Source organism: Rhizobium sp. SRDI969 (assembly GCF_025152725.1).
GTDB classification, from domain to species: Bacteria; Pseudomonadota; Alphaproteobacteria; order Rhizobiales; family Rhizobiaceae; genus Rhizobium; species Rhizobium leguminosarum_I.
Genome location: NZ_CP104035.1, coordinates 1663503 through 1688541, shown reverse-complemented (window position 1 = coordinate 1688541; position 25039 = coordinate 1663503). Strand labels below are relative to the sequence as shown.

General features: G+C 61.0%; 25 protein-coding genes and 1 pseudogene. 14 read left to right on the top strand and 12 right to left on the bottom strand.

Features of this window, described 5'->3' with window-relative positions; genetic code table 11:
- The first annotated feature begins 71 nt into the window (after positions 1-71).
- A complete protein-coding gene (locus N2A41_RS08510; protein ID WP_162118455.1) occupies positions 72-275 on the top strand; it encodes a hypothetical protein in 204 nt (67 codons plus the stop codon).
- Positions 276-439: 164 nt separating this feature from the next.
- Here N2A41_RS08510 and N2A41_RS08505 read toward each other — a convergent pair whose 3' ends face one another.
- Positions 440-619, bottom strand: coding sequence for a hypothetical protein (locus N2A41_RS08505; RefSeq protein WP_017964026.1), 180 nt, complete (start codon positions 617-619; stop codon positions 440-442).
- Between the two features lie 307 nt (positions 620-926).
- Here N2A41_RS08505 and N2A41_RS08500 point away from each other — a divergent pair, with 307 nt between their 5' ends.
- The 5 genes and pseudogenes from N2A41_RS08500 (at position 927) to N2A41_RS08480 (ending at position 4318) form a co-directional block, all read left to right on the top strand.
- Complete coding sequence (locus N2A41_RS08500; RefSeq protein ID WP_260110722.1) at positions 927-1163, top strand: hypothetical protein; 237 nt, start codon at positions 927-929, stop codon at positions 1161-1163.
- Positions 1160-1429: a hypothetical protein gene (locus N2A41_RS08495; protein ID WP_260110721.1), complete on the top strand. Its 270-nt coding sequence runs from the start codon at positions 1160-1162 to the stop codon at positions 1427-1429. The genes N2A41_RS08500 and N2A41_RS08495 overlap by 4 nt, the downstream gene beginning before the upstream one ends.
- A 218-nt stretch (positions 1430-1647) precedes the next feature.
- Positions 1648-2568, top strand: a complete 921-nt coding sequence (locus N2A41_RS08490; RefSeq protein WP_260110720.1) for a hypothetical protein — start codon at positions 1648-1650, stop codon at positions 2566-2568.
- A 176-nt stretch (positions 2569-2744) separates the two neighbouring features.
- A pseudogene (locus N2A41_RS08485) lies at positions 2745-3004 on the top strand (catalase HPII); the annotation flags it as partial.
- A gap of 222 nt (positions 3005-3226) precedes the next feature.
- Positions 3227-4318 carry an extracellular catalytic domain type 1 short-chain-length polyhydroxyalkanoate depolymerase gene (locus tag N2A41_RS08480; protein WP_222383801.1) on the top strand — a complete coding sequence of 364 codons (1092 nt, stop codon included), beginning with the start codon at positions 3227-3229 and terminating at the stop codon, positions 4316-4318.
- Between the two features lie 42 nt (positions 4319-4360).
- Here the strand turns inward: N2A41_RS08480 and N2A41_RS08475 are convergent, their stop codons facing one another.
- A complete protein-coding gene (locus tag N2A41_RS08475; RefSeq protein ID WP_017964020.1) occupies positions 4361-4660 on the bottom strand; it encodes a DUF6074 family protein in 300 nt (99 codons plus the stop codon).
- 109 nt (positions 4661-4769) lie between these two features.
- The gene (locus N2A41_RS08470; RefSeq protein WP_260110719.1) at positions 4770-6788 is read right to left on the bottom strand and encodes an adenine deaminase; all 2019 of its coding nucleotides are present in this window, start codon (positions 6786-6788) and stop codon (positions 4770-4772) included.
- 73 nt (positions 6789-6861) lie between these two features.
- Here N2A41_RS08470 and N2A41_RS08465 point away from each other — a divergent pair, with 73 nt between their 5' ends.
- From N2A41_RS08465 to N2A41_RS08440, 6 genes are all read left to right on the top strand, one after another.
- A complete protein-coding gene (locus tag N2A41_RS08465) occupies positions 6862-7902 on the top strand; it encodes an ABC transporter substrate-binding protein (protein ID WP_260110718.1) in 1041 nt (346 codons plus the stop codon).
- A 111-nt stretch (positions 7903-8013) separates the two neighbouring features.
- Positions 8014-8838 carry an ABC transporter permease gene (locus tag N2A41_RS08460; RefSeq protein ID WP_260110717.1) on the top strand — a complete coding sequence of 275 codons (825 nt, stop codon included), beginning with the start codon at positions 8014-8016 and terminating at the stop codon, positions 8836-8838.
- A complete protein-coding gene (locus N2A41_RS08455) occupies positions 8835-9626 on the top strand; it encodes an ABC transporter permease (protein WP_065279702.1) in 792 nt (263 codons plus the stop codon). The genes N2A41_RS08460 and N2A41_RS08455 overlap by 4 nt, the downstream gene beginning before the upstream one ends.
- Before the next feature lie 7 nt (positions 9627-9633).
- Positions 9634-10692 carry an ABC transporter ATP-binding protein gene (locus N2A41_RS08450; protein ID WP_260110716.1) on the top strand — a complete coding sequence of 353 codons (1059 nt, stop codon included), beginning with the start codon at positions 9634-9636 and terminating at the stop codon, positions 10690-10692.
- A 17-nt stretch (positions 10693-10709) separates the two neighbouring features.
- Positions 10710-12107 carry a dipeptidase gene (locus N2A41_RS08445; protein WP_260110715.1) on the top strand — a complete coding sequence of 466 codons (1398 nt, stop codon included), beginning with the start codon at positions 10710-10712 and terminating at the stop codon, positions 12105-12107.
- A gap of 138 nt (positions 12108-12245) precedes the next feature.
- The gene (locus N2A41_RS08440; RefSeq protein ID WP_260110714.1) at positions 12246-13511 is read left to right on the top strand and encodes a glycerate kinase type-2 family protein; all 1266 of its coding nucleotides are present in this window, start codon (positions 12246-12248) and stop codon (positions 13509-13511) included.
- An 87-nt stretch (positions 13512-13598) separates the two neighbouring features.
- Here N2A41_RS08440 and N2A41_RS08435 read toward each other — a convergent pair whose 3' ends face one another.
- Together N2A41_RS08435 and N2A41_RS08430 are read right to left on the bottom strand one after the other, a co-directional pair.
- A complete protein-coding gene (locus N2A41_RS08435) occupies positions 13599-14552 on the bottom strand; it encodes an NAD-dependent epimerase/dehydratase family protein (protein WP_260110713.1) in 954 nt (317 codons plus the stop codon).
- 95 nt (positions 14553-14647) lie between these two features.
- Positions 14648-15631, bottom strand: coding sequence for a lytic transglycosylase domain-containing protein (locus tag N2A41_RS08430; protein ID WP_260110712.1), 984 nt, complete (start codon positions 15629-15631; stop codon positions 14648-14650).
- Positions 15632-15826: 195 nt separating this feature from the next.
- Between N2A41_RS08430 and N2A41_RS08425 the strand changes: the two genes are divergently transcribed.
- Together N2A41_RS08425 and N2A41_RS08420 are read left to right on the top strand one after the other, a co-directional pair.
- Positions 15827-16549 carry a glutathione binding-like protein gene (locus tag N2A41_RS08425; RefSeq protein ID WP_260058259.1) on the top strand — a complete coding sequence of 241 codons (723 nt, stop codon included), beginning with the start codon at positions 15827-15829 and terminating at the stop codon, positions 16547-16549.
- 192 nt (positions 16550-16741) lie between these two features.
- Positions 16742-17512, top strand: coding sequence for a gamma-glutamyl-gamma-aminobutyrate hydrolase family protein (locus N2A41_RS08420; RefSeq protein WP_222252827.1), 771 nt, complete (start codon positions 16742-16744; stop codon positions 17510-17512).
- 66 nt (positions 17513-17578) lie between these two features.
- Here N2A41_RS08420 and N2A41_RS08415 read toward each other — a convergent pair whose 3' ends face one another.
- From N2A41_RS08415 to N2A41_RS08385, 7 genes are all read right to left on the bottom strand, one after another.
- Positions 17579-18238, bottom strand: a complete 660-nt coding sequence (locus tag N2A41_RS08415; protein ID WP_017964008.1) for a peroxiredoxin — start codon at positions 18236-18238, stop codon at positions 17579-17581.
- Positions 18239-18287: 49 nt separating this feature from the next.
- Positions 18288-18488, bottom strand: coding sequence for a hypothetical protein (locus tag N2A41_RS08410; RefSeq protein WP_222383993.1), 201 nt, complete (start codon positions 18486-18488; stop codon positions 18288-18290).
- A 38-nt stretch (positions 18489-18526) separates the two neighbouring features.
- Positions 18527-19525, bottom strand: a complete 999-nt coding sequence (locus N2A41_RS08405) for a TRAP transporter substrate-binding protein (RefSeq protein WP_260110711.1) — start codon at positions 19523-19525, stop codon at positions 18527-18529.
- 13 nt (positions 19526-19538) lie between these two features.
- Complete coding sequence (locus N2A41_RS08400) at positions 19539-21371, bottom strand: TRAP transporter large permease (RefSeq protein WP_260110710.1); 1833 nt, start codon at positions 21369-21371, stop codon at positions 19539-19541.
- 118 nt (positions 21372-21489) lie between these two features.
- Positions 21490-22473, bottom strand: a complete 984-nt coding sequence (locus tag N2A41_RS08395) for an ABC transporter permease (protein WP_260110709.1) — start codon at positions 22471-22473, stop codon at positions 21490-21492.
- Positions 22470-23465, bottom strand: coding sequence for an ABC transporter permease (locus N2A41_RS08390; RefSeq protein ID WP_162118439.1), 996 nt, complete (start codon positions 23463-23465; stop codon positions 22470-22472). The genes N2A41_RS08395 and N2A41_RS08390 overlap by 4 nt, the downstream gene beginning before the upstream one ends.
- Positions 23462-25000: a sugar ABC transporter ATP-binding protein gene (locus N2A41_RS08385; protein ID WP_222290539.1), complete on the bottom strand. Its 1539-nt coding sequence runs from the start codon at positions 24998-25000 to the stop codon at positions 23462-23464. The genes N2A41_RS08390 and N2A41_RS08385 overlap by 4 nt, the downstream gene beginning before the upstream one ends.
- Positions 25001-25039 lie beyond the last annotated feature (39 nt).

Genomic DNA, 25039 nt, shown 5'->3' with positions numbered 1-25039 from the left:
TAATCCCGTTTTCACTGGAACTCTCGCAGCCGGCCGCTGTTTTGCATTAGGCAACGAAACGGAGGAAAATCATGACTTCCAAACATCCCAAGTCATCTCGCCCTACCGACGCAGATCTCGAGCGAGATCCGGGTATCGGACAATCGAAGGGGCTGCATCGTGACACGGGCGCCGACGATATTGCCGGGGAGAACACCGAAGAAGGCGATGTGGCCAACGACACCAACAGATTTGGCGGCATAAACCCTAAACAGCGCGGCCGCACAAACAAGTAAGCATGCTCGATAAAAGCGACCTGACGGCGCGCTTGTATTGCAGCCGGCCGGCCGGCGAAATAGTCCGCCACGGTGCCGGTTGGCGCTCCAGGAACCTAGCGCTGAAGCGGCCAGCCACCGCCTGTTGTACTGACAAAGGGACGCCCGCCTTTAGACGCCTGGCTCTAATAGCTGCATGAACGGCCGTCGCCTGGCCGAAATCCATCCGCACAGGCCGGGTTCATTGAATCGCCCGGCTGATATCCTGATGCCGAGCCATATGAATTCGGTGGTGTCGAGCAGGCCGAGGTCATGGCGGCAAGGCTGATTGCCGCGGCTGCTACAAATGTCTGAAGTCTGTTCATCGATGCTTCTCCAGTTTACGAAGCGATGAGAGCCTCTCCCCTTTTGGAATACTGGGAGAAATTTTCCCAGAACTCATCTCCTTCCAGATCATCTGGATGATATAGGCGCACTCCCCGATTGGCGTTAGCTCCGAACGCGCAAGATTCTCTTGCGACCTCCATAAACTCTGCAACGTCAACCAAGGGCTCTCGAGATTGTTTCCGTTCGAAAGCTGCGGAAACCTCAGCGTCGACCTCTCTTGACTCGTCAGTCCATCGGAACATAATAGGAACATCGGCGTAATGGCCGCCAATCTGAAAACTTGCGGTGGAAACTCTGAAGGAGATCGAGATCGTGCGTCCGCAGATAGCTGAAAAGCTGGCAGAAGAAGCGCTGAAAGTTGAAGTCGATGCAGTTGTCGCCTTTCATGATGGTGACGTCCGTGCCGCCATCACGACATTGCTGCTGGACTGCCATCACCTGCGACTTCAGCTTGCCTTCGCGGAAAGAGGGATGGGTTGCGACATCACACGTGGACGGACACAGACCGTTGAACGGGCATGAAACATCGCCGCAGTATTGAACTCGCATCTCCTGGTCGCCATGCCGTCGAAATCGAAAAAGAAACGCTGGCGACCTTGCCGCAGTGGTACGTCCTCCATGCCCGTTGCCGCATATGCCATCACGAAACATCCATCGACCGGTGGGAGATTGCTCGCCATTGCGGCCGTGACATATCTCTCGCCGAGGTTGCCAAGCGCCTCAAATGTCAAGGATGCGGCAACCGATCCGACAATCTGTTGTTACTTTATAAGCTGCCGCGTGATTGAAGAGATTGCGCGGCAGATCATGTCGGGTTTCGGCTGAACCCGCGCGAGAGAAGCCGGCCGGGAACAAACGCCGTGGATAAAAGTTGAGTGGCATCAACCACGTAACGTCAGTTCCTGACAGGAGGTCTCTCATGGGTCGCGGTATTCTTCTTTGGCTGCTTGGTGTTCCACTGCCGATCATCATCCTTCTTGCTCTGTTTATGCGATAGGAACAGATCATGTCGGTTTCAATGACAGGTTCCGGAGAGATTGCTACTCCGGTCGAATCGTCCAAATCCGCCATCACATGGGGGCCTATCTTCGCAGGCGCCGCGGCTGCCATCGGGGTGACGCTCATTCTTCTGTTGCTTGGATCCGGGGTTGGGTTGACGATGGTGTCGCCCTGGTCGGGGCAAAGCAGTTCGCTCGGCACGGTGGGGGTGACGGCAGCGATCTGGCTCGTTGTCGTGCAATGGCTCTCCTCCGGGCTCGGAGGCTACATCACCGGTCGGCTGCGCACGAAGTGGGCGGCCGTCCACACCGATGAGGTGTTCTTCCGCGATACGGCGCATGGCTTCATCAGCTGGGCGCTGGCGACGATCTTCGTCGCCGGATTTCTGGCGTCGTCGCTGACTTCGCTTGCCGGCGCAGGCGCACAAGCCGTAGGCTCCGCCGCACAAGCTGTGGGTTCGACCGCCACTGCAGCCGGCACGGCAGCCGCATCGTCGACAGCATCGCCGATGGATTTGCCCACTGCCTATTTTACCGACGCGTTGCTGCGTCCTGATCAGACTCGCGCAGCGGCACCGTCGAATGACGCCGCGGCAACGGCGGAAGTATCCCGCATCCTCCTGAACGGCGCCGCTGAAGGCCAAATTCCTGATGATGACAAGGCCTATCTCGCCACCATCGTCTCTGCGCGGACCGGTCTTTCCGAAGCCGATGCGCGTACCCGCGTCGACACCGTGCTGAAGCGGATCGACGACGCCAAGGTCGCCGCCCAGAACGCCGCCGATAAGGCACGCAAGGCGGCCTCCACCACGGCATTGCTCGGCGCGTTGTCGCTTCTGGTCGGGGCTTTCATCGCCTCTGCCGCCGCAGCGTTCGGCGGGTCGCAGCGCGATGAAGAGGAGGATCTCCTCGTCACACCTCGGATTTAAGAATCGACGGAAACCGGGCGCGGGGTCGAAGGGCAACGCGTCCCCTTTTAACCGGCGCCATCGCGGCTCTCCGCCGCCAGCCTCTTTCCCAATTGGCGATTTATTTTGCATCGAGCGGAACATGCGGCCGTGGTGATGCTTCGGTGAGGTCAAAATCTCACCGAGTACGGCGGACCGCACTCCTCCCCTCAGCCGAGGGAACCGGCGACTTGCTAAAGGAGGCAACGGCCCGCGATTTCGTGGCGGATGCCTTCGTGCACTGCAAGTTCATCGGCTATGTGGAATCAGCACAGACGCTGATGCAGAAGGCCGGAATCGCCAATTCACCCGATGAGGCGTGATTGCGCTAGGAGCGACGAAGGACGTTACAGCTTTTATCAAGGCGCTTGGCAAACTGCGTGTCTGGGGCCGGGAGCCATCGGTCAAATTGAATTGACCGTTTTCCTCGTCACTCGGTGAGAGAGTGGTTTGCCGTAGGTTTGAGCCTACGTCATGGAACTTGCCCGGAGCCGGTTCGTCGCGGGAGCCGGCGCACCATGCCCACGCGCTTGGAAGTGCAGCCACCCCAGAATATTGTGCACTGCAGCAACCATTCGCTCACTGACGCGTTTATGTAAGCATCACCGCCGTCCCGGCTGCTGATTGGCGGAGAATTTTCATGAGATCCATGTCAGACACGCTTGCACGCCTTGCTGCGCTGCGAGGAATGCTTCGCACCCGCCCCACGCAGGACAACACCGACCTCGTCTCCCTGGAAACGTTCGGTTCTAATCCCGGGGCTTTGGGAGGCTATACGTATCTGCCGTCACAGCGCGGGAAGAACATGGCCCTGGTCGTCGTCCTGCATGGCTGCACCCAGACTGCCGCCGGCTATGATATCGGGTCCGGCTGGTCGCGATTGGCCGAGGACTACGGCTTCGCACTGCTGTTTCCCGAGCAACGGCGGGCAAACAATCCAAACCTCTGCTTCAATTGGTTTAACCCGGAGGACATAAGCCGGGATCACGGCGAGGTCTTTTCCATTCGTCAGATGATTGCGAAGGTGGTTGCGGAACACAGCATCGACGGCAGGCGCGTGTTCGTGACCGGACTTTCGGCTGGCGGTGCGATGGCCGCCGCCATGCTCGCCACCTATCCCGAGGTCTTTGCCGGCGGCGCAATCATCGCAGGCCTGCCATATGCCAGTGCCGCAACCATTCCCGAGGCGTTCGACCGAATGCGCGGCCAGGGCGGTCCGACCAGCAAAGAGCTTCAACAGCGGTTGAGAAATGCTTCAGAGCACAACGGACCGTGGCCGACATTATCGATCTGGCAGGGAAGCGCAGACAGAACCGTCGTGCCGTCCAACGCAAATACGATGGTCGAGCAATGGACACATGTCCACGGCGTCGACGCATTCCCGGGGCGTGTCGAAGAGATCGGACAGCATCAGCGAAAGGTCTGGACCGACGCTGACGGCGTCGAGGTGATCGAGCTCTATACGATTGCCGGGATGGGTCATGGCACGCCGCTTGATGTCGGCACCGGCTATGGGGCAAGCGGTCCCTTCATGCTTGACGTCGGAATTTCCTCGACCGTCGAAATTGCCAGGTCCTGGGGTCTCGTCCCCTCGTTTGAAAAACGGCGCAACGCGAAAGTCTCTGCTGCTCAACCGGAAAGCGCGGCAGATCCATACGGCACAGGTAGCGATCGTGGCGGCATCCAAAAAATCATTGAAGACGCCCTTCGGTCCGCCGGACTGCTGCGATAGTCGCAAGGCATATGACGGCCGTCAGAACCCGCGAGATCGCCGCTATCGGTTTTGAGACTTGGGCAATGGTCCGTTTTGATGGCTGAAGACGAGTTCGCTCTGGACGTCTTGCTGAAACTGCAGCACCCGCTGACCGACATCGCTCTCCGGCATACCTGCCGCCAAAAGCTGATCGGCAATCCTGCGGCATTCGGCCTTCCAGAATTCTATCGCATCTGCGCCATGCCGCCGGCCGAGTTCGCGAGCGCAACGCTCGACATTGGCAGTTCCGGTTCCAGCGGGGAAGGCAATAATCCTGCCTTCATTGTCGCCGGCAGGCCGGCGGGTCATTTCAGTAGCCATCGAACACAGGTTCCTTTGATCCTGTTCGTTGTCTACGGGACTATGGTTAATGCTTTCTATTTGCTGCAGTAAGAAGATCGATCAGGTGGAATTTTAGCGGGCAGCAACGTCACCAGACGATCGGATGGGTTTTGCCGTTGAGCACGTTCACGAACCCCTCCGGCGCCAGTTCCGACGGCGCGACTAGGACCCAACGCCAGGGCGAGCAGGTCAGCGTTGCAAATGACAGGCGTTCGGGAAAGCCCGGCCACCATCGAGGCGAAAAGGTCGGCTCGTACATCCAGTCGATCCCGGCGCCGGCTGTATAAAGAGCCTGCATCTCCGCATCGAGCACTTCGGCCGGACGCGCCGTCATCAGGCCGCCAACCTCGTAGCGGACGCGGGCGAGAATCTTGCCGGCGGATACCAGCACCCAGCCGCCCTGCTGCTCGTTCAGGGCATTGACTGATATCGCCATCGCCTCGTCGGATGAGCCGACCGTCCAGATATTGTGCTTGTCGTGCCCCAGCGTAGAGGCGAGTGCCGTCTCCGGCGTGCGCGGTCCGGTGCCCAGCCAGAACATCCTGGAGACCTTCGCCTCTCCGGAAAACCGGTCGACAATTGCGAATTTGGTGACATTACGCGCGGGATCCCGCTGCACGGCGCCCTCTTCCACCGGCAATTCCATGGTGATGAAATCGTCGTGCCAGTGAAACGGCCGCAAAAGTGCAGCGTTGACCGTGGCCCGGTTCGGTGGCGCCTCGATGCGGAAATCGTCAGCCGTGATCGTCCTGTCTATTTTCACGGTCCGCGTCGCCCATTGCGGCCAGTCGATTTCAGGGCGCACGTCAATGAATGTCGCACCCTCGGAAACGGGACGCCCGTCGGCCCACACTTTATCGATCGAGAGGCTGGCGATGTCGCTGAGAAGAACGAAATCGGCGAAGCGGCCCGGCGCGATCGATCCGACCCAAGGTGTCAGCCGCATATGGCGCGCCGGATTGAGGGTGACGCACTGGATGGCGATCTCCGGCGCAAGGCCGTTTTCAATGGCGAGGCGGACATTGTGGTCGGTCGCACCGATTTTCAGTGTGTCCGAGGCGCTGCGGTCATCGGTGACCAGGGCGATCTGCGACCAATCCGTCAGCCCCTTGTCGATCAGTCCGCGGATGACCTCCGGCAGGGAATGCGGCCGGAGCTCGATGAAAAGACCGTGGAGCAGCTTCTGCCAGATCTCATCGAGAAACCAGCCTTCATGATCCGAAGCGAGACCCGCTGCGGCAAAGGCGTTGATCGAGGCCATGTCGCGCAGTCCCGCACCGTGGCCTTCGACGACGCCGCGCTGCTCGAAGGTCGCGCCGATCATGCCCCATAGGCGATCGTAGGAAGGATTGCCGGGATCTGAAATGGACGGCCAGTCCATGACCTCGTCCAGCCCGGCGACCATCAGGCTCTCGGAAAGAAAGGCTTTCTGTTCGTCGTAGCCGAACCAGCCGCCGCCCCACTCGTAGGCGGTCGGCGGCACGGCTGAGCCAGGCAGGGGAAAGATTTTCATCGGCGATCCGCGCCGGCGCGCTTCCAGCCAGAATTCCAGATTGCGGGCGCCGTTGACGTTGGAAAATTCGTGGCTCGCCTCGCATGTCCAGGTCACGCCATGCGGCATCACCAAAGCCGCCTCCCATTCCGGCGTCAGATGGGAGCTTTCGATATGTTTGTGCGCCTCGCCGAAGCCCGGCACGGCCGCAAGATCCGGCTCGGAGAACCGCTCGTTCACCTCGCCTGCGTAACTGCCGGCGGGGCCGACATAGGCGATGCGGCGGCCCTTGATGACGATCTCCTGATCGTCGAGCCATGTCCTCGAATGGACATCGAGCAACCTGCCGACCCGCAACAGCCTGTCGGCGGGCCGGCGTCCGAGCGCCGTCAGCACGAGATCCTGGCGCGTCAGCACCTCGTCGGACGCGTTGATCAGCAGATCGTCGGGAAGGGCAGTACGCGAAGTGGCCATGAATGAAATGCCCGTGAGAAGCTGGAACCGCCGGACCGTAAAGACCACAGGCCGAAGTGTAAAGCGATGCTCCGGTCTTGGAAAATTCCTCGCACAAGAGCGTATTTGCTCAATTATTGAGCTTGCGAGCTGATCGATCAAAAAATAGTATCCCCCAAATCCTGGGGGTATCATCCCGATTGCCAACGCCGCTTTTCACAGAAGGACATTGCTCATGAAGGTCAGACGTTTTGCCCGAATCCTGTCTCTGGCGCTGCTTGCCACCGTCGGTGGCACCGCAGCGGCACATGCGCAATCGAAGACGCTGACCATCTCCTGGTGGGGCTATAATGGCGAGAAGATGAATGCGAACATCATCACGCCGTTCAAGAAGATCTGCGGCTGCGAGATCGTATTCGAAACCGGCAACAATGCCGACCGGCTCAACAAGCTGAAATTGCGCGATGGCAAGGGCGTCGATGTCATCTACCTCACAGACAGTTTCTCGCAGCTCGGCATCGAGCAGGGGCTGTTCCAGGAGATCGATGCGTCGAAGATTCCCAACCTCGCGGATATCTACGAACTGGGCAAGGCGCCTCAGGGCAAATACGGCCCGGCCTATACGATAGGGCGCGTCGGCATCGTCTATGATTCCGCCAAGGTCAACCCGCCGATCACCGCCTGGGGCGACCTGTGGCGCGACGATCTGAAAAGCTCCGTCTCCTTGCCCGGAATCACCACTACGGCCGGCCCGCTGGTCGTTCTGGAAGCCGGCAAGCATGGTGGCGCCGATGCCTATGAAGACACCGACAAGGCCTTCTCGGAAATCGAGGCACTCAAGCCCAACGTCGTCAAGAACTACAACACCGGCTCGGAGCTGGTGAACCTGATATCAACAGGCGAAGTGCGCGTTGCGCTAGCCCAGGACTTTACCCTGGCGTCGATGCAGGCGGCCGTTCCGACGATGACATGGGCCAAGCTTACGGACGGCGACATCGCCACGCTGAACACCGTGAACATCCCGAAGGGTTCGGAAAATGTCGAACTCGCCCATCAATTCATCAACTTCATCCTGTCCAAGGACGTCCAGCAGGCTGAAGCCGAACAAGGCGTCGATGCGCCGATCTCGACAAAGGTCAGCCTGACGCCGGACCAGGCGAAGATCTGGACCTATGGCCCGGATATGGTCGCCAGCCTCACCCGCATCGACTATGCCAAGATGAATGCTGCCAAGGCCGACTGGATCGACCGCTGGAACGAAGTCTTCGGTCAGTAAGGTGCATATCCCGGCCTGACCTGAAGCCGGTTGACTGCCAGACATGGAAGCGCCGCACATTCGAATCCGAGATGCGGCGCCCTGATATCAGGACATGCCACGAGTTTTGAGATGAAGCATTTTGCCAGATGGGGATTGACGATGCCGGCGACGATTGCCGTCATTTTGCTTCTCATCATTCCTGTCGCCATCACCATTGCGGCGACGTTTGCGGAACCGAAGGGTGTGTTTGCGCCCTATGTGACGTTCTTCAACAGCGGTTTTCGGCGGGCGGTTCTCTATCGCACGTTGGAAATCGCCCTGATCACGACGGCGATTTCGCTCACCGTCGGTTTCATCACCGCCTATGTGATCGCGCAGATGCCCGGTCGCGCGAAGAGCATCATGATCATCGCAGCGGTTTTTCCGCTGCTGACAGGTGTCGTCGTCCGGTCCTTCGCATGGCTGATCATTCTCGGAAAGAACGGCATTCTGAACGCCATGCTGATCTCGACCGGCATCCTCAGTGAACCGCTTTCGATGCTCTATACCGAAGGTTCGGTGATCGTTGCCATGGTCTATCTCTTCGTTCCCCTGATGATCCTGACTCTCGTCGGGGTGCTTGAAGGCATCCCGCGCGATCTGATCGATGCGGCCGCGTCGCTCGGCGCGAAACCGCTGATGACATTCTTTCAGGTAATCTTGCCGCTTGCGACACCCGGCCTCATCGTCGGCGCGGTCCTGGTCTTCACCGGCAGCTTCACCTCCTATGCGACACCGCAACTACTCGGCGGAGAAAAGCAGATGATGATGGGAACATTCCTCTACCAGCGCGCCATGGTGACCTTCGATTGGGTCGGTGCATCGACGATTGCCGCCATCATGGTTGTGCTGACGCTCGGCGTTGTCCTCATCATGAGCCGCATCGCACGCCGGCTCAATCCGATGGCGGTGTGATGGACAGGCGCGTTCACCCGATCCTCGCCGCCTTTGCGGCCTGCGTTTTCTTCTTCCTGCTCGCACCGCTCGTCATCATCATCGGTGCGGCCGTCAGCGACACGACCTATCTGACCTTCCCGCCGCAGGGCCTGACATTGCGCTGGTTCGTCAATATCTTCCAGATCGAGGCCTTCCGCACGACCGCGATCACCAGCCTGCAGGTCGCCTTTCTCGGCACCGCGCTCTCCCTGCTGATTGGTGTCCCGGCAGCCTATGCGATCAACCGCTATCGGGTGGAATTGCCGCGCTGGCTGTCCACCATTTTCGTGCTGCCGATCCTGGTGCCGGAGATCGTCTTCGGCTTCTCGCTGATGAAATCGGTCACGATCGGCCTCGGGCTGCCGATCTTCATCAGCCTGTTAGTCGGCCATGCCTTGCTGATCCTGCCCTATTCGGTGCGTGTCGTCGGCGCCAGCCTGGCGGCCTTCGATTTTTCGGTTGAGGAGGCGGCGATCAGCCTGGGTTGCCCACCGCTGAAAACCTTCCTGACCGTGGTCCTGCCGAATATCCGTGCCGGGGTCATTGCCGCCTTCATCCTCGCCTTTATCACCTCCATCAACGACGTGTCGGTTTCGGTTTTCCTGACTGGGCCGGGCATCTCGACGCTGCCGATCCAGATCCTCGCGCATATGGAACAGTTCTTCGATCCGACGATCGCGTCGGTCTCGGTGCTGCTGATGTTCGTGACAGTCGGCGTCATGGCCGTCGTCGAGGCCACGCTCGGCCTCACCTTCCTGACAAAGTAGAACGCTCTTGACCGTATCCCTCACCATCGATTCCATCTCCGCCCATTACGGCAGCACGCAAGTGCTCAAGGACCTGTCGATCTCAATCATGGCCGGGGAACTGGTCTCCTTGCTCGGCTCCAGCGGCTGCGGCAAGACGACGACATTGCGCCTCGTGGCCGGTTTTCTGCAGCCGAGCAGCGGCAGCATCAAGCTCGGTGAGCGCAACCTGACCGGCCTTCCCGCACATGCGCGCGACATCGGCCTGGTCTTTCAGAACTACGCGCTTTTTCCTCACCTGAGCGTACAGGACAATGTCGCCTTCGGCTTGAGGCAGCGTCATATTCCTCCGCCGGAACGGACGAAAAGAACGATGGCCATGCTGGAGCGTGTCGGCCTTTCCGCCCTCGCCGACCGCCTGCCGTCGGCTCTGTCAGGCGGTCAGAAACAGCGCGTGGCTCTCGCCCGGGCCTTGGTCATCGAGCCACCGCTTCTGATGTTCGACGAGCCGCTTTCCAACCTGGATGCAAAACTCAGGATCGACATGCGCGTCGAGATCAGGCAGCTCCAGCGCGCCAATGGCACGACATCACTTTACGTCACCCACGACCAGGAGGAGGCATTCTCGATCTCCGACAGAGTGGCGATCATGAATGCCGGGCGCATCATGCAGCTCGACGCGCCGGAGGTGCTGTATCGTCAGCCGGCCAACGCCTTCGTCGCCCGTTTCGTCGGCTTCGAGAACCTGATCCGTATGAAGGTGACCGCGCGCAACGGCGCGCTTGTGACCACCGAAACGACGGGCGGAGCCAGCCTGCAGCTGTCACAGGACACATTCGGGCCGATCAAGGATGACTTCGTGCTGGCCTGCCGCGCAGACGGTCTTGCCGTCAGCCGTGACGGCGATGGCATCGCGGCCGTGCTCGGCACGCGCACCTATCTCGGCCGAGCCTATCAGTACAAATGCATGACATCAGCGGGAGAGATCACCGCCAATGGGGCGTTGTCCGATCCGATGGAAACAGGGGCGTCCGCGGTGCTGACGCCTCTAGCAGAGCAATGCTGCATTCTCGATCCGGAAGATTGAAACGCTGAGGAGAGACGATGAATAGTGCCATGGACCAAGATATCGATGCCGTTCTTGCCTATGTGGACAAAAGCCTCGATGGCAGCTTGGCGCGGCTGTTCCAGCTGATCCGCATTCCGAGCATCTCGACCGACCCGGCCTATCGCGATCACTGCCGCGCCGCTGCCGAGTGGCTGAGCCGGGATCTGGCTGCCATCGGCTTCGAACCATCGGTGCGCAAAACGACCGGCCATCCAATGGTCGTCGCCCATGAAAAGGCGGCATCCGGACCGCATCTGCTGTTTTACGGCCATTACGATGTCCAGCCGGTCGATCCGCTGGCGCTGTGGACGAGCGATCCGTTCGAGCCGCGCATGGAAGCCTTGCCGAACGGCGATACCGCGATCGTGGCGCGCGGCGCGTCCGACGACAAGGGACAGTTGATGACTTTCGTCGAAGCCTGTCGCGCCTGGAGGAGCGTCACCGGAAAACTGCCGGTGCAGGTAAGCGTGCTGTTCGAAGGCGAGGAAGAGGCCGGCAGCCCGAGCCTCGCGCCCTTTCTGGATGCCACGGCAGACGAGTTGAAGGCCGATGCGGTTTTCGTCTGCGACACGGATATGTGGGATCGCGAAACGCCTGCCGTCACGACGATGCTGCGCGGTATCTTTAGTACGGAAATCGAAGTCATCTGCGCCGATCAAGACCTGCATTCCGGCATGTTCGGCAATGCCGCGCGCAATCCGCTGCAGGTGCTGTCAGACGTTGTTTCGAGCCTGCGGCGCGCCGATGGCGGCGTCGCGGTCGAGGGTTTTTATGATGGCGTCAAAGAGCTCCCGGACGCCATCAAGGCGCTGTGGAAAAGGCTGCCCTTCGATGAGGCGGCCTTTCTCGGCGATATCGGCCTCAGAGATCCGGCCGGCGAGGCGGGTCGTTCCGTCCTCGAACAGATCTGGGCGCGGCCGAGCTGCGAGATCAACGGCATGAGCGGCGGCTATACGGGCGAAGGCTTCAAGACGGTCATTCCGGCCAAGGCGAGCGCCAAGATTTCCTTTCGCCTGGTGGAAGGACAGGATCCCCAGGCGATCCGCGATGCCTTCCAGCGGCACGTGCGTGCATGTATCCCCAGGGATTGTTCGGTCAGCTTCAGGGATTACGGGCTCTCGCCGGCAACGGTCATGCCGATCGACAGTCCGTTTCTCACCAGAACGCTTCAGGCGCTTTCGACAGAATGGCAATGCGAAGCGGCCCTTGCCGGCACCGGAGGCTCGATCCCCATCATCGGGGAATTCAAACGCCGGCTCGGATGCGATGCCCTGCTGGTCGGCTTCGCCCGCTTTGACAACCGCGTCCATAGCCCGAACGAAAAATACGATCTCTCCAGCTTTCATAAAGGCATACGATCCTGGGTCCGCATCCTGGCGGCCCTCGCCGACTGACGCGAGTGTACCGCGCCGGGCAGCTTTTCGGGAGCCGCAAAGGGCGCTGTAACACTTTGAATTGCTGCATTATGCAGTAGGCTATGGTGCAGCAAGCGCCCCACATTACCATCGATACCGAGGCAGCAGAGACCACCGATGACAATAAGCGCTCCCCGCGATTTCCTGAAAGGCCTGTTTGACGCGGCGGTTCGCGCCGCCGATCCGCTGACCGGCATCAAGGCGCATCTGCCTGAAAGGCCGAAGGGAAGGACCGTGGTGATCGGCGCCGGCAAGGGCGCGGCGCAGATGGCGCGGGCACTCGAAAGCGTCTGGGACGGACCGCTCGAAGGTGTGGTGGTCACCCGTTACGGCTATGGCTGCGAGACACGCTGCATCGAGATCCTCGAGGCAGCGCATCCGGTGCCGGATGCGGCTGGCCTTGCCGCCGCAAAGCGGCTGATGGAGACGGTGAACGGGCTGACGGAAGACGACCTGGTGATCGCGCTGATCTGCGGTGGCGGCTCGGCGCTGCTGCCCGCCCCACCGGACGGGCTGACCCTTGAAGACGAGATCGCGCTCAACGAAATGCTGCTTGCCTCGGGCGCGCCGATTTCGGCGATGAATGTCGTGCGCAAACATCTCTCCACTATCAAGGGCGGCAGACTTGCGGCAGCGACCGAAGCGAGAGTCGTCAGTCTGATCGTCTCCGATATTCCCGGCGACAACCCGGCCCATGTCGCCTCCGGGCCGACAGTCCCTGACGGTTCGACACGACACGATACGCTCGAGATCATCAGGCAATACGGATTACAGCTGCCGCAGGCAGCACTCGACCATCTGAACTCGCCGAAGGCCGATGCACCGCGGCCGGATGATCCGGTCTTCTTGCGCCACGCGCATCACATCATCGCCTCCGCCGGCGTTTCGCTGGCGGCGGCCGCTGCCCTGGCGACGTCGCAGGGGATCGAGCCGGCGATCCTTTCCGATGCGATCGAGGGAGAATCGCGCGACGTGGCGCTGGTGCATGCGGCCATCGCCCGCGAAGTGTCGGGCCGGAACAGGCCGTTTCCGAAGCCGGTCGTCATCCTTTCCGGCGGAGAGACGACGGTGACGCTGAGAACCAAGGGTGGCAAGGGCGGACGCAACGGCGAATTCGCGCTCGCCATGGCGCTTGCGATCGACGGACAGGAGGGCATTCATGTCCTCGCTGCCGATACCGACGGGATCGACGGCTCGGAGGATAATGCCGGCGCCTTTGCCGATGGCGGCACGGTGAGGCGCTTGCGCGCCGCCGGGCTCGATCCGCGCCGGCTGCTCGACGGCAATGACAGTTATTCGGGCTTTGCGGCCACCAGCGATCTCTTCGAAACCGGCCCGACTGGAACCAATGTCAATGATTTCAGGGCTATCCTGATCCGTTAGAGCAATTTCAGGAAAAGTGCGAAGCGGTTTTCCGTCCGGAATTGCGTAAAACAAAAGCAGCCGCCCGCTACGCGCGGTGGTGGCGGATCAGGTCTCGATCCGCCCCTGCCCGACCAGCCAACCCACGGATTCCTGCACCGCCTGCAGGGAGGTGTATCTCGGAGTGTAACCGAGCAGGCGTTTGGCTTTGGCGATCGAGCAATTCGGGCTGCGGGCAATATGTTCCCAGGTCGCCTTTGCATCCTCAGCCGTCTGACTTTCGGCCCAGGCGTCGAATGGGGCGAAGCTGAGCTTCGGCTCGTGCCCGAACCAGCGAGACATGGATTCGGCATAACCGCGAAGGGTCAATGCCTGCTCCGAAACCGCGTGGAAACTTTCGCCGGTCGACGCATTCCAGTTGGCGATCGCATCCATGAACATCGCCGCCACGTCGTCGGCATGGACGTGATGAACGGTCTCCAAGCCGAAATGGGGCAGCGCCAGGGTCTCTCCGCGGGCAAGGGTTGAAAAGGCCTGCAGGTTGAAATTGCCGGCCGGATTGAGCGGCGCCCAACCGGGACCGACAATGTGCCCGGGATGGATGATGGTTGCCGGAAATCCGCGAAGCCTTGCCTGCTGCAGCAGATAGGTTTCGATTGCCGCCTTCTGCGTCCCATAGTCGCCGAAGGGAAATTTCGGCGTCTCCTCCAGCGTGGGTACGACCGTCGAATGGCCATGCGTCCAGATCGTGCCGGTATGCAGGAAGTGACCGACATGCCCCGACAGCGCCGTCACCAGATGCTCGGCACTTTCCAGCGTGAAGCAAATCATGTCGATGACGATGTTGGCTTCCAATGTACGCACGGCCGGGCCGAAATCACCCGTCCGCTCCATGGCTGCCCGATCCATCTGACGCTGATCGACGGCAGCCCAGGCGTGGTTTGCCGTATAAGGCTTTGCCGTGCCGCGGCTGATCGTGACGACGTCGTGACCGGCTTCCACCAGACGGGGGACGAGATAGGTCCCGACATGGCCCGTTGCCCCGATTACCAAAACCCGCATTATCGTTCCTCCCTTGGCATTTCCGTGTCGAATATGTTGCGTTCAGGTGATCCTGCAAGCAGACTTTTCGTGATCAAGAGGCTGGACCGGGGCTGCTATCGATTCTTGAAAACCAGACAGGTGCCGCCGTGTTTGCGAATCTGGTTGCAGAGGTCGTTGGCTTCCATGCGCGTCTGCCGGCCGATGCGAACAGCATAACGCGGCCGAAAACCGAAGCTGCGATCGCGCTGGCGCAGGATCAGCGGCTGCTCCGCATTCAGGGGCGCAGGCAGATCCTGCACGGCATCGAGAAACATGCGCCGGGCGACCGTGACATTTGCATTCGCCGCAAGCTGGACGCCCCAGGGCGCCCATTCACCCTCCTGCCGCCAGGGCGTATCCTTCAACGTCCGTCTCTCCGCAAGCGCCACGCAGCCATCGAGGAAGGACTTGTCCTTGTCGAGCGGGGCGGCCGCATCTTCAGGTGGGTTATCCTTCCATTCCTCGACCGTATGCGCGGTGATTGCCATCACATAGCTGCGCGTCTCGTAAGGTAATCTGCCTGACGAAAGGTAAGTGGCAAGGCCGTTTTCCCCGGCATTATAGGCGGCGGCGGCAAGGCCGAGATTGCCGAAACGATTGCGCAATTCTTCGAGATACTGCGCCGATTTCCGCAGGGCTTCCAACACCTGGTAGCTGTCTTCGAGACCGCGCAGTTTGGCCGTTCCGGGCATGAACTGCGCAATCCCCTGGGCTCCCTTGAAGCTGACTGCATCGGGGCGAAAGGTGCTTTCTCGCCAGATGAGACGGGCGAAATAATCCGCCGGCAATTGGTTGGCGCTGGCGAAATGCTCGATCGCGATGCAAAGGTCGTAGTTGAAACTGTCTTTCCGGATGCAGAGCGTCTCACCCGATCCCGCCGCCGAAGGTCCCGAATACAAGCAGGCCGGCGACCCGGCGCTCCCTTCAGGCTGGGCCTTTATTGTGTCCACGGCGGGAAACAGAAGACAGAGCGAAAGCATGGCCTTCGTCGATCTCCTCGCAATGTCGGACTGACGCTTTCGACGTATCATCGGATCTCGGCGGGTTCGAACTTCCATCGCAACGCTGGATTTTAGATACCATTGATGAAGGCGCGACGCCTCCCCCATTTCCATACCTGCACCCGAATTGGTGCCGGGGACGGCCACAGGTTTCTAATTTCGCTACCGATTTTGGAACAAACATATTCGACCTGCCATGGTCGTAGCGTCATCCTGTTTGCCAGGAAATCCCGAGCGAACGAGGATAAGCAGATGATTGATCTCCACTACTGGCCGACGCCGAACGGCAAGAAGGTTTCGATCTTCCTGGAGGAAACGGGCACGCCCTACCGGCTGGTGCCGGTTAATATCGGCCGTGGCGACCAGTTCAAGCCTGATTATCTCAAACTCAACCCCAATCACCGCATGCCTGCCATCGTCGATCACGCGCCTGCCGACGGCGGCGGTCCGTTGAGCGTCTTCGAATCCGGCGCGATCCTCTTCTACCTCGCCGAGAAGACTGGAAAATTCTGGCCGCAGGATCTGCGTGGCAAATACGAGGTCACGCAATGGGTGATCTGGCAGATGGCGAACCAAGGGCCGAAACTCGGCGAGGCCGGTCATTTCCGTCGCCTTGGCGATCGCGAAGGCGATCAGTCCTATGCGGTGCGGCGTTTCACCGACGAAGCCAACCGCCTCTACGGCGTTCTCAACATGCGGCTTCGCGACCGGCGCTACCTTGCCGGTGACGAATTCACCATCGCCGACATCGCCAGCTATCCCTGGACCGTCAGCTGGCAGGCACAGGGTCAGGACATCGACGAGTTCAAGCATTTCAAGCGATGGTTCGAGGAAGTCGGCGCAAGGCCCGGCGTCCAGCGCGGCCTTGCGGTCGGCGCCGATCTCGGCACCGACAACAGCAAGCTCTCCGAAGAGGAACAGGCGCGCATCCGCAAGATCCTCTACAACCAGCGCGCCCTTCCCGTTCCGGATTGAGCACCGGCCCAGATGCCTTGGCGGTCGCAAAAGCTCTTGCACCTGCATCGCGACCAAGGATAACCATATGGTGACAACCGAGCCGGCAGTCAGCCCGAGGCCGGTTCCGGTTTCGCGGCGTTGCAAATCACCTGCCCGAGGGCCAGGCGGCTTGGGCAGCAGCTGGCGTTGCGACTTGGGGTGTGACAAGCAATGGCAAGACCTGTAATCGGCATCATCGGGAACGCCCGCATCGTCGAAAGCCGCTTCTCGACCCAGCTTGTCGGAGAAAACAATTTGCGAGCCGTGGCCGATGTCGCCGAAGCGTTGCCGCTGATGTTTGCCGGCAATCCTAAACTGGCCGATATCGCGGATCTGCTGGCTGTCGTCGACGGCATTCTGCTGACGGGTGCCAGAGCCAATGTCCATCCCAGCCGATTCAACATGGTGCCGGATCCCAAGCATGAGCCATATGATGAGGATCGTGACGGGCTGGCGCTGCCATTGATCGAAGCCTGTGTTGCGCAAGGCGTTCCTGTTTTCGGCATATGCCGCGGTTTTCAGGAAATGAATGTCGCCGCCGGCGGCTCGCTGCATCCCGAAATCCGGGAATTGCCCGGACGCATGAACCACCGAATGCCGCGCCTGGAAACAGGTGAGATCCATCCCGACCCAGCCATCGTTTTCGGCGATCGACACGACGTTCAGCTCGTTGCGGATGGGATGTTTGCGCGTATCCTCGGCCGGGAGACGATCCGGGTGAATTCCCTGCATGGACAGGGCATCCTCGAACTCGGCGAGAGGGTCGTTGCCGAAGGCATTGCCGAGGACGGGACGATCGAGGCGATAAGGTTCAAGGACGCGCCGGGATTTGCTCTGGGTGTGCAATGGCATGCCGAATACGATCCGCAAACCAACCCTGTTAATCGTGCGCTGTTTCAAGCATTCGGCGATGCGGTGAGAGCCCATCAAGCCATCGCCTAGTCTGATCAGTAAAAAGCCGCCGCGAAGTGCTTTCGCGGCGGCTTGGGGATGGCTTGAAAGCAGTCGTCAGGCCGTCGGCTGCTTGGTCTTCCTGAGATAGGGCAGAACCGTATCGAAGGAACCGAAACGCGTGATCGCGTCTTCGTTGGAAACCGCGGCAGTGATGATGACGTCCTCGCCCTGGTTCCAGTTCGCCGGTGTCGCCACCTGGTGCTTGGCCGTCAGCTGGATGGAATCGATGGCGCGCAGGATCTCATTGAAATTGCGGCCCGTCGTCATTGGATAGGTCAGGATCAGCTTGATCTTCTTATCGGGACCGATGATGAAGACCGAACGCACCGTCGCGTTGTCGGCAGGCGTGCGGCCTTCCGAGCTCTCGCCGGCGCCGGCCGGCAGCATGTCGTAGAGCTTGGCGACCTTGAGGTCCTTGTCACCGATCAAGGGATATTCGACGTCGAAGCCGGTGGCGGTCTTGATGTCGTTCTTCCACTTGGCATGGCTTTCCACAGGATCGACGGAGATGCCGATGATCTTGGCGCCGCGCTTGGAAAACTCCCCGGCCAGGCCGGCCATGGCGCCGAGCTCGGTCGTGCAAACCGGCGTGAAATTCTTTGGATGCGAGAACAATACGGCCCAGCCGTTGCCGATCCAATCATGGAAGCTGATCGGTCCCTGTGTGGTGTCGGCAGTGAAATCGGGGGCAATGTCGTTGATACGTAAGCTCATAGTCGGCCCTCCAAAGCCTTGTGTTAAATGTTGTTCATCCCAATCGAGGTCATGGGATCCGTCCGCCGGAAACGGTTGCTAGATTGCAGTCATCAGGATCGCGCCGGCTTAAGGTAAAAACGTCCCATCCCAGGATTTTCAGTAAGTCATATACCACGATCACCGAAGGCATGCTCTTTCGATTTCCGGCCTGCTCTGGCATTATTTTTCCGGCAAGTCCGCGGGACGACAAGACCGAGGGTTTTTCCATTAGGTCTCGTTCAAGCTGCAGGAGGACCGCCCGCTCGCTCAAGCGGCCTGGATCGATTTGATCCTGTCGATGCCGCCGAGAACAGGCGCGAAATCGTCCCACACACCCTGGGCGCCCTTCTGCCATTCGTCGAAGGCTTCCGGCTTCAACAGCTTTCCGCCATGGCCAAGCGCCGTTTCGACGGATTTGGATTCGTCGTCGACGATCAACTGGTTGAAATAGGCAGCCCCTTCGCTGGAAGCCTGCTGGAACACCGCCTTCTGCTCGTCGTCGAGGCCGGCCCAGAAGGTCGAGGCATAATAAATGACGCCGGATGCCCAGATGTGGCCGGTCTCGGTCATATCGGGCACGACCTCATAGAGCTTGAAGCCGGCATAGGCCGATTTGGTCAGGTCCATCGCGTCGGCGACACCAGTTGCGAGCGCATTATAGGTCTCGGTGATCGGAATGCCGATCGGCGTCGTGCCGAATGCGCTCCAGAGCTTGGTGTGCAACGGGCTCTGGATGACACGGATGCGCTTGCCCTTGAGCTGCTCTGGCCGCGTCACCGGTTCCTTGGTCAGGAGATGGCGGGCGCCGAAATTGATGAAATCGCCGACGACGAAATTCTGCGTCTGCAGTTTCTGCTTGAGATCGGCGCCGACGTCGCCGGCGACGGTTTTGCGGACATGGTCGGCATCGCGGAAGAGGAAGGGCAGATCGAGGATCTGCAGTTCCGGCGCCCAACCGGAGAGCGACGAGACCGTGGAAAGGCCGGCCTGGATGGAGCCGAGGCGCACCCCTTCAGCCACTTCCTTCTCGCCGCCGAGCGCACCGTTCCTGACGATATTGAACTTAAACTGGCCGGGAAGCTTCGCTTCGACCAATTCGCCGATCTTCACCCAGATTTTCGTTTCCGGCTTGTCGTCGCCGAGCAACGAGGCGATCGTGATCGTCGTCGTACGGGCGGCAGCCGTGCGGACGAAGGCGGGGGCTGCAAGCGCCGTTCCGGCGAGAGCTGCGGTCTTCAGGAAATTGCGTCGGTTGAGATTGTCCATGGGGTTGTCCCGTTTACGAGAAGATGATGGCCCAGACGCAGAGGATTGCGAGCGAGACCAGGAGAGCGAGCAGATAGGGAACCACCGCCCGAAAGAGCTCCGAGGCGGGAACGCGCGTGACGCCGCTGACGACGAAGATCAGCATGCCGAGCGGCGGCGTCAGCCCGTGGATCATCAGGTTGACGACGATGATCACCCCGAATTGGATGGGATCGATGCCGGCGGCAACCGCTGCCGGCAGCAGGATCGGACCGAAGAGCAGGATCGCTGCGCCGATGTCGAGAACGAGGCCGACCACCAGCAGGATGACGTTCGACAGCAGGATGACCGCAAGCGCACTGCCGCCGAGCACCGTCGTCAAATGCGAGATCAGCCCCGACACGTCGTCGACCGCCAGTAGGAAAGCAAAGGGGCCGGCCGTGCCGATGAGGAGGCCGATCGCCGCCGCTTCAACGGCTGCCTGACGGAAGGCGGTATAGAGTGAGACAATGCCGAGCCGCGCGCCGATGCCGAGCAGCAACGTGTAGAAAGCAGCAAGTGCTGCGGCTTCCGTGGTGGTGACGATACCGATACGGATGCCGACGACGACGATGACGCCGAGCCCGAAGGCCGGGATTGCCTGGACCGCCGATTGCCAGCGCTGTCTCGCATTTGGGCGTGGCAATGGCACCTGTTCGCTGAGCGTCAGATGGATTGCGACCGCCAGGCATATGGCCATCAACCCGCCGGCAAAGAAGCCGCCGACGAGGAGCGAGCCGACGGAAAGATTGGTGGCCGTCGCAAGGATGAGAAAGGCGATCGACGGCGGGATGACGTTGTCGAGAACCGATGTCGACGCGATGATCGCCGCCGCCTGCGCCTTGGGATAGCCGTGTTTGACCAACTCGGGCTGGAAGGTCGATGCGCCGAAAGCGGCATTTGCGACCGAAGAGCCGGAGGCGCCGGAAAAGAGAACGCTGGTGAGCAGAGTCGTCTGCGCCAACCCGGCCCGGCGATGACCGACCATGGCGGCGGCGAAGCGCACGAGCTGGTTGGCGACACCGGAGGCCGTCAGCAGGCCGCCGGCGAGCAGGAAGAAGGGGATGGCGAGCAGCAGGAATTTCGAGATGCCGGTGACGGTCGCGGAAACGATCGCCGGCTCCGGCAGGCTGCTGCCGAAGGCGATGACGACATAGGCTGCGGCAAGAAAGGCGTGCGGCAGCGGCGCGGCGAGCACAAGCCCGACCGCGGCGATCAGTCCGAGGAAGATGCTTGGCGGCCAGTCGAGATCGAGCGCGACATGTGGGATGCCGGCATAGAGCGCGACACCGACGGAAAGCGAGAGCAAAACCGGCAGGATCCTGCCTTCCGCGATGCGCTGTAGAAGCAGCACGACGAGGATCAGCGCGCCGCCGACGCCGAGGAAACCGAAGCGGATCCATTCCGGCACGCCGAGCGTCGGCGAGACGCCGCCGAGCATCGTCATGATCTCGGTGCCGCCGAAGCTCAGGATCAGCGCCGAAAGCACGGTGAAGACATCGGCGCCGATCGGCGTGACCTTCTGCAGGCTTTCCGGCAGCATTTTGACGAAGACGTCGAGGCGCATGGCAAGCGCGCTGTTGAGGCTCATCGGCGCGCCGAGCGCGATCAGACCCACATGCAGCCAGATACCGAGATCCTCGGCGCCGATGAAGCCGGCGCTGAAGAAATAACGCAGGCAGACGGTGACCAGGACCATGGAGAGCAGCACCGCGAGAACGAGTGCCGCGGCAATGCCGAGAACCGCTTCGATCACCCTCAAGGCGCGCGCGGCAAGTCCGTCATCCAGAGCAGTCCGTTCGATCGGATGAAATTCGCTGGTGGCCACAAAACGTACCTTCTGACTTCCCTGCTGACATCGAGCCGCGGCAGCTCCTTTTCGCCGAAACGATAGGTTTCCTCAAGCAGCGGATGCTGGAAAAGATGAAAGTATCGACAACGGCCGATCAGGCCGGCTTCTGGCGGCCATAGAGCAGGAGCATGCCGATGATGACGGCGCCGTAGATGAGCTGGCGGCCGGCCTCCTCGATCTGCATCACCGAGAGGATGGATTGCAGTAGCGTGATCAGGATGACGCCCGCCACCGTTCCGAGGTAGGAACCCTTGCCGCCGAGCACATGCGTGCCACCGAGAACGACGGCCGCGATCGACGGCAGCAGATAGGCGTCGCCCATGGACTGCGATGCCTTCGACGCATAACCCGCCAACAGAACGCCGCCGAGCGCGCTCAACCCTCCTGAGATGACGAAGGCCAGAAGCGTGATCCGGCGGGTGTCGATACCGGACATGTAAGCGGCGCGCTCGCGGTTTCCGATGGCGTAAAGGGATCGGCCGAAGGTCGTGCGCGTCAACGTGAAGACCGCAGCCAAGCCGACGCAGAGCCAGACGAGAACGCCGTTCGGAAGTCCCGGAATGGTGTAGCCGGTGGCCAGGAACCGCATGGCCGGCGAGGCCGAATCTTGCGGGGAGAAGCCGCCGGTGTAGACGACCATCAGTCCTTGCGCGACGGCATTGGTCGCCAGCGTGATGATCATCGAGGGAATGCGGAGATAGGCGACCGCCAGGCCGTTGACGAGACCGATCGCAGCGCCGCAGAAGATGCCGAAGGGGATCGCCAGAACCGAGCCGGTCGTGCCGTAAGCGGTCGCGGCGCAGGCCATCATCGCGCCTGACGTCACTACCCAAGGCACCGACAGGTCGATCTGGCCGAGCAGGATGACCGCCATCATGCCGGTGGCGATGACGCCGAGGAACGAGGCCACCTTCAGCTGCTGCAGCAGATAATCCGGCGACAGGAAATTCGGCGAATAGATCGATCCGGCGAGCAGAAGCAGAATGATGCATCCGAAGGCGGTCGCCACCGCCGGATCGATGCCGCGCAGGCGCGTGGGAATTCGAAGCTGCCGCATGGAGGATGCGTCCTCGCTCATTGAAACCACTCCAATCGATTGCGGACCCTGGAAAGACCGATGCAGCCGATGCCGATCGCCAGCATCAAAACCACACCCTGGAACAGCGGCTGCCAAAGCGGATCGAAATCGAAGACGAAGAGCAGGTCGCCGATCGTACGAAAGGCCAAAGCTCCGAAGACAGCGCCGACGGCGCTTCCCTTGCCCCCCGCAAGGGAAACGCCGCCGAGCACCACCGCCGCGATCGAATAGAGCGTGTAGGCGTTGCCGCTCGCAAACGCCGCTTCGCCGGTATAGGAGAAAAAGGTGAGATAAAGCCCGCCGATCGCCGACAGTAGTCCGCCCAGCGCATAGGCCGTCAATTTCGCCCGCTTGACGGGCATTGCCGACATATAGGCGGCGTTCTCAGCCGACCCCACCGCATAGGCCGCCCTGCCGATCGCCGAGCGGCTGAACGGCACCCAGATGACGACAATCACGGCGAGAAGCACGACGAGGCTTGCCGGAACGACTCCTAGGAGTTTCGAGGTAAAGGCATCGGCCAGATCCTCGTTGACAGAACCGCCGGGTGTCGGTCGCAGCAGGAGCGCCAGCCCGTAGAAGATCGCGCTGGTCGCGATCGTCGCCACGATAGGCTGCAGCCGGCCGAAGATGATGATGAGCCCGTTCAGCATGCCGCAGCCGAGCCCGGCGAGCAGCACGACGACGACACCCGCTCCGGTTTGCAACGGCGTGCCAACGACCAGCCAGGAGGCAAGGCAATTGCAGAGCACAAGAACCATGCCGGCTGAGAGATCGATGCCGGCGGTGATGACGACCAAGCACTGCGCCATGGCGACGAAGGCGAGCAGCGTCGCCTTGTTCGAAGCCGTCTGCACGACGTTGGGCGTGAAGCCCGCCGGGTGGTTCGAGACATAGAGGGCGAACATGGCGACGAAGAGGAGTGCGGCAAACAGCGTTCCCTTCTGCTGCGCATACCAGAACCGCCGGTCGCCGGAAGCATGCTTGTTCATGGGGCAATCCTTTGCGCTACGTGGTCGCCGGCGATGTTGAGAGCTGCGCCGATCAGTTCGTGCTCGTTGATCTCGGCGCCTTCGAGCTCGCGGATGATGCGGCCGTCGTACATGACGAGCACGCGGTCGCAGCAGCCGATCAGTTCATCGTAGTCGGTGGAATAGAAGATGATCGCCGCGCCCGCATCGGCAAGCTTGTGCAGCAGCAGATAGATTTCCTGCTTGGTGCCGACGTCGATGCCGCGCGTCGGATCGTTGAGCAGGATGATACGCGGCCGGTTCATCAGCCATTTGGCGATAACCACCTTCTGCTGGTTACCGCCGGATAGTGCGGCAACGGGCATGTCGATCGTCGCGGCCTTGATCGCCAACAGCTTGAACAGATCGTCGATCTCGCGTCGTTCGGCCGCCCGATCGATGACGCCGTTGCGCGAGACGCGGTCGAGGGCTGCAATCGACAGGTTCTCGCGCACCGTCATCGGCAGCATCAGCCCCTCGGTCTTCCGGTCCTCGGGGATCAGCGCCATGGATATGCCGCCGGACTTGGCATCACGGGGGCTTTTCAGCGTCACCGGCCTGCCGTCGATCGCGACTTCGCCCTTCACGTCGCGCAGCACGCCGAAGAGGGCCAGCAGCAATTCGCGCTGCCCCTGCCCGTCTAGCCCGCCGACGCCGATGATCTCGCCGGGCCTGATATCGAAAGTGATGCCAGAAAGCCGGTCACCCCAGGAAAGGTCGAGGCAGGAAAGGACCGGTTTTTGCTCTCCGCGATGGGCCGGCTTCGGCGGAAAGACATTGCTGTATTCGCGGCCGATCATCAGTTCAACCACCTGCTGGTCGGTCTTCGTGCCGGCCGGATAGGATTCGATGCTGCGGCCGTTGCGGAAGACCGTGCACTCATCCGCCAGCTGGGCAATTTCGTGCATGCGGTGGGAGATGTAGATCAGCGCCATTCCCTCGGCGCGCAGGCGCTTCAACACGGCAAAGACCTTTTCGACATCCGATTGCGTCAGCGCCGAGGTCGCCTCGTCGAGGATCATCAGCCGTGGCTTGCGGGCAAGCGCCTTGGCAATCTCGACCATCTGCCGCCGGGACAGGGGTAGATCCTTGACCAAGGCGGACGGATGAATGTCGGAGGCACCGGCGCGCGCCAGCGCTTCCTCGGCGATCCGCCGTTGCCGGCGCCGGTCTATCATGCCGAATCTCAGCGGCGGATTGCTGATGACGATGTTGTCGGCGACGGAGAGGTCGGGGATCAGCGAAAGCTCCTGGAAGACGCAGACGATGCCCGCCGCATTGGCGGCGGCCGGCGAGGCGAAGGCGATCTCCTTGCCGTCGAGCAGCATGCGTCCTTCATCTGGCGCCACGACGCCCGCCATGATCTTGATCAGCGTCGATTTGCCGGCGCCGTTCTCGCCAAGGACGGCATGGATCGCTCCCGGCCGGATGGCGATATCGGCATCCTTAAGCGCGACAGCACCGCCATAGCGTTTCGATATGCCTTCCGTGCGGAAAAGCGGTTCGGACAAGGTCATGCGTCCACCCTCCATTCGGTCTATCACCTTGGAGATTGC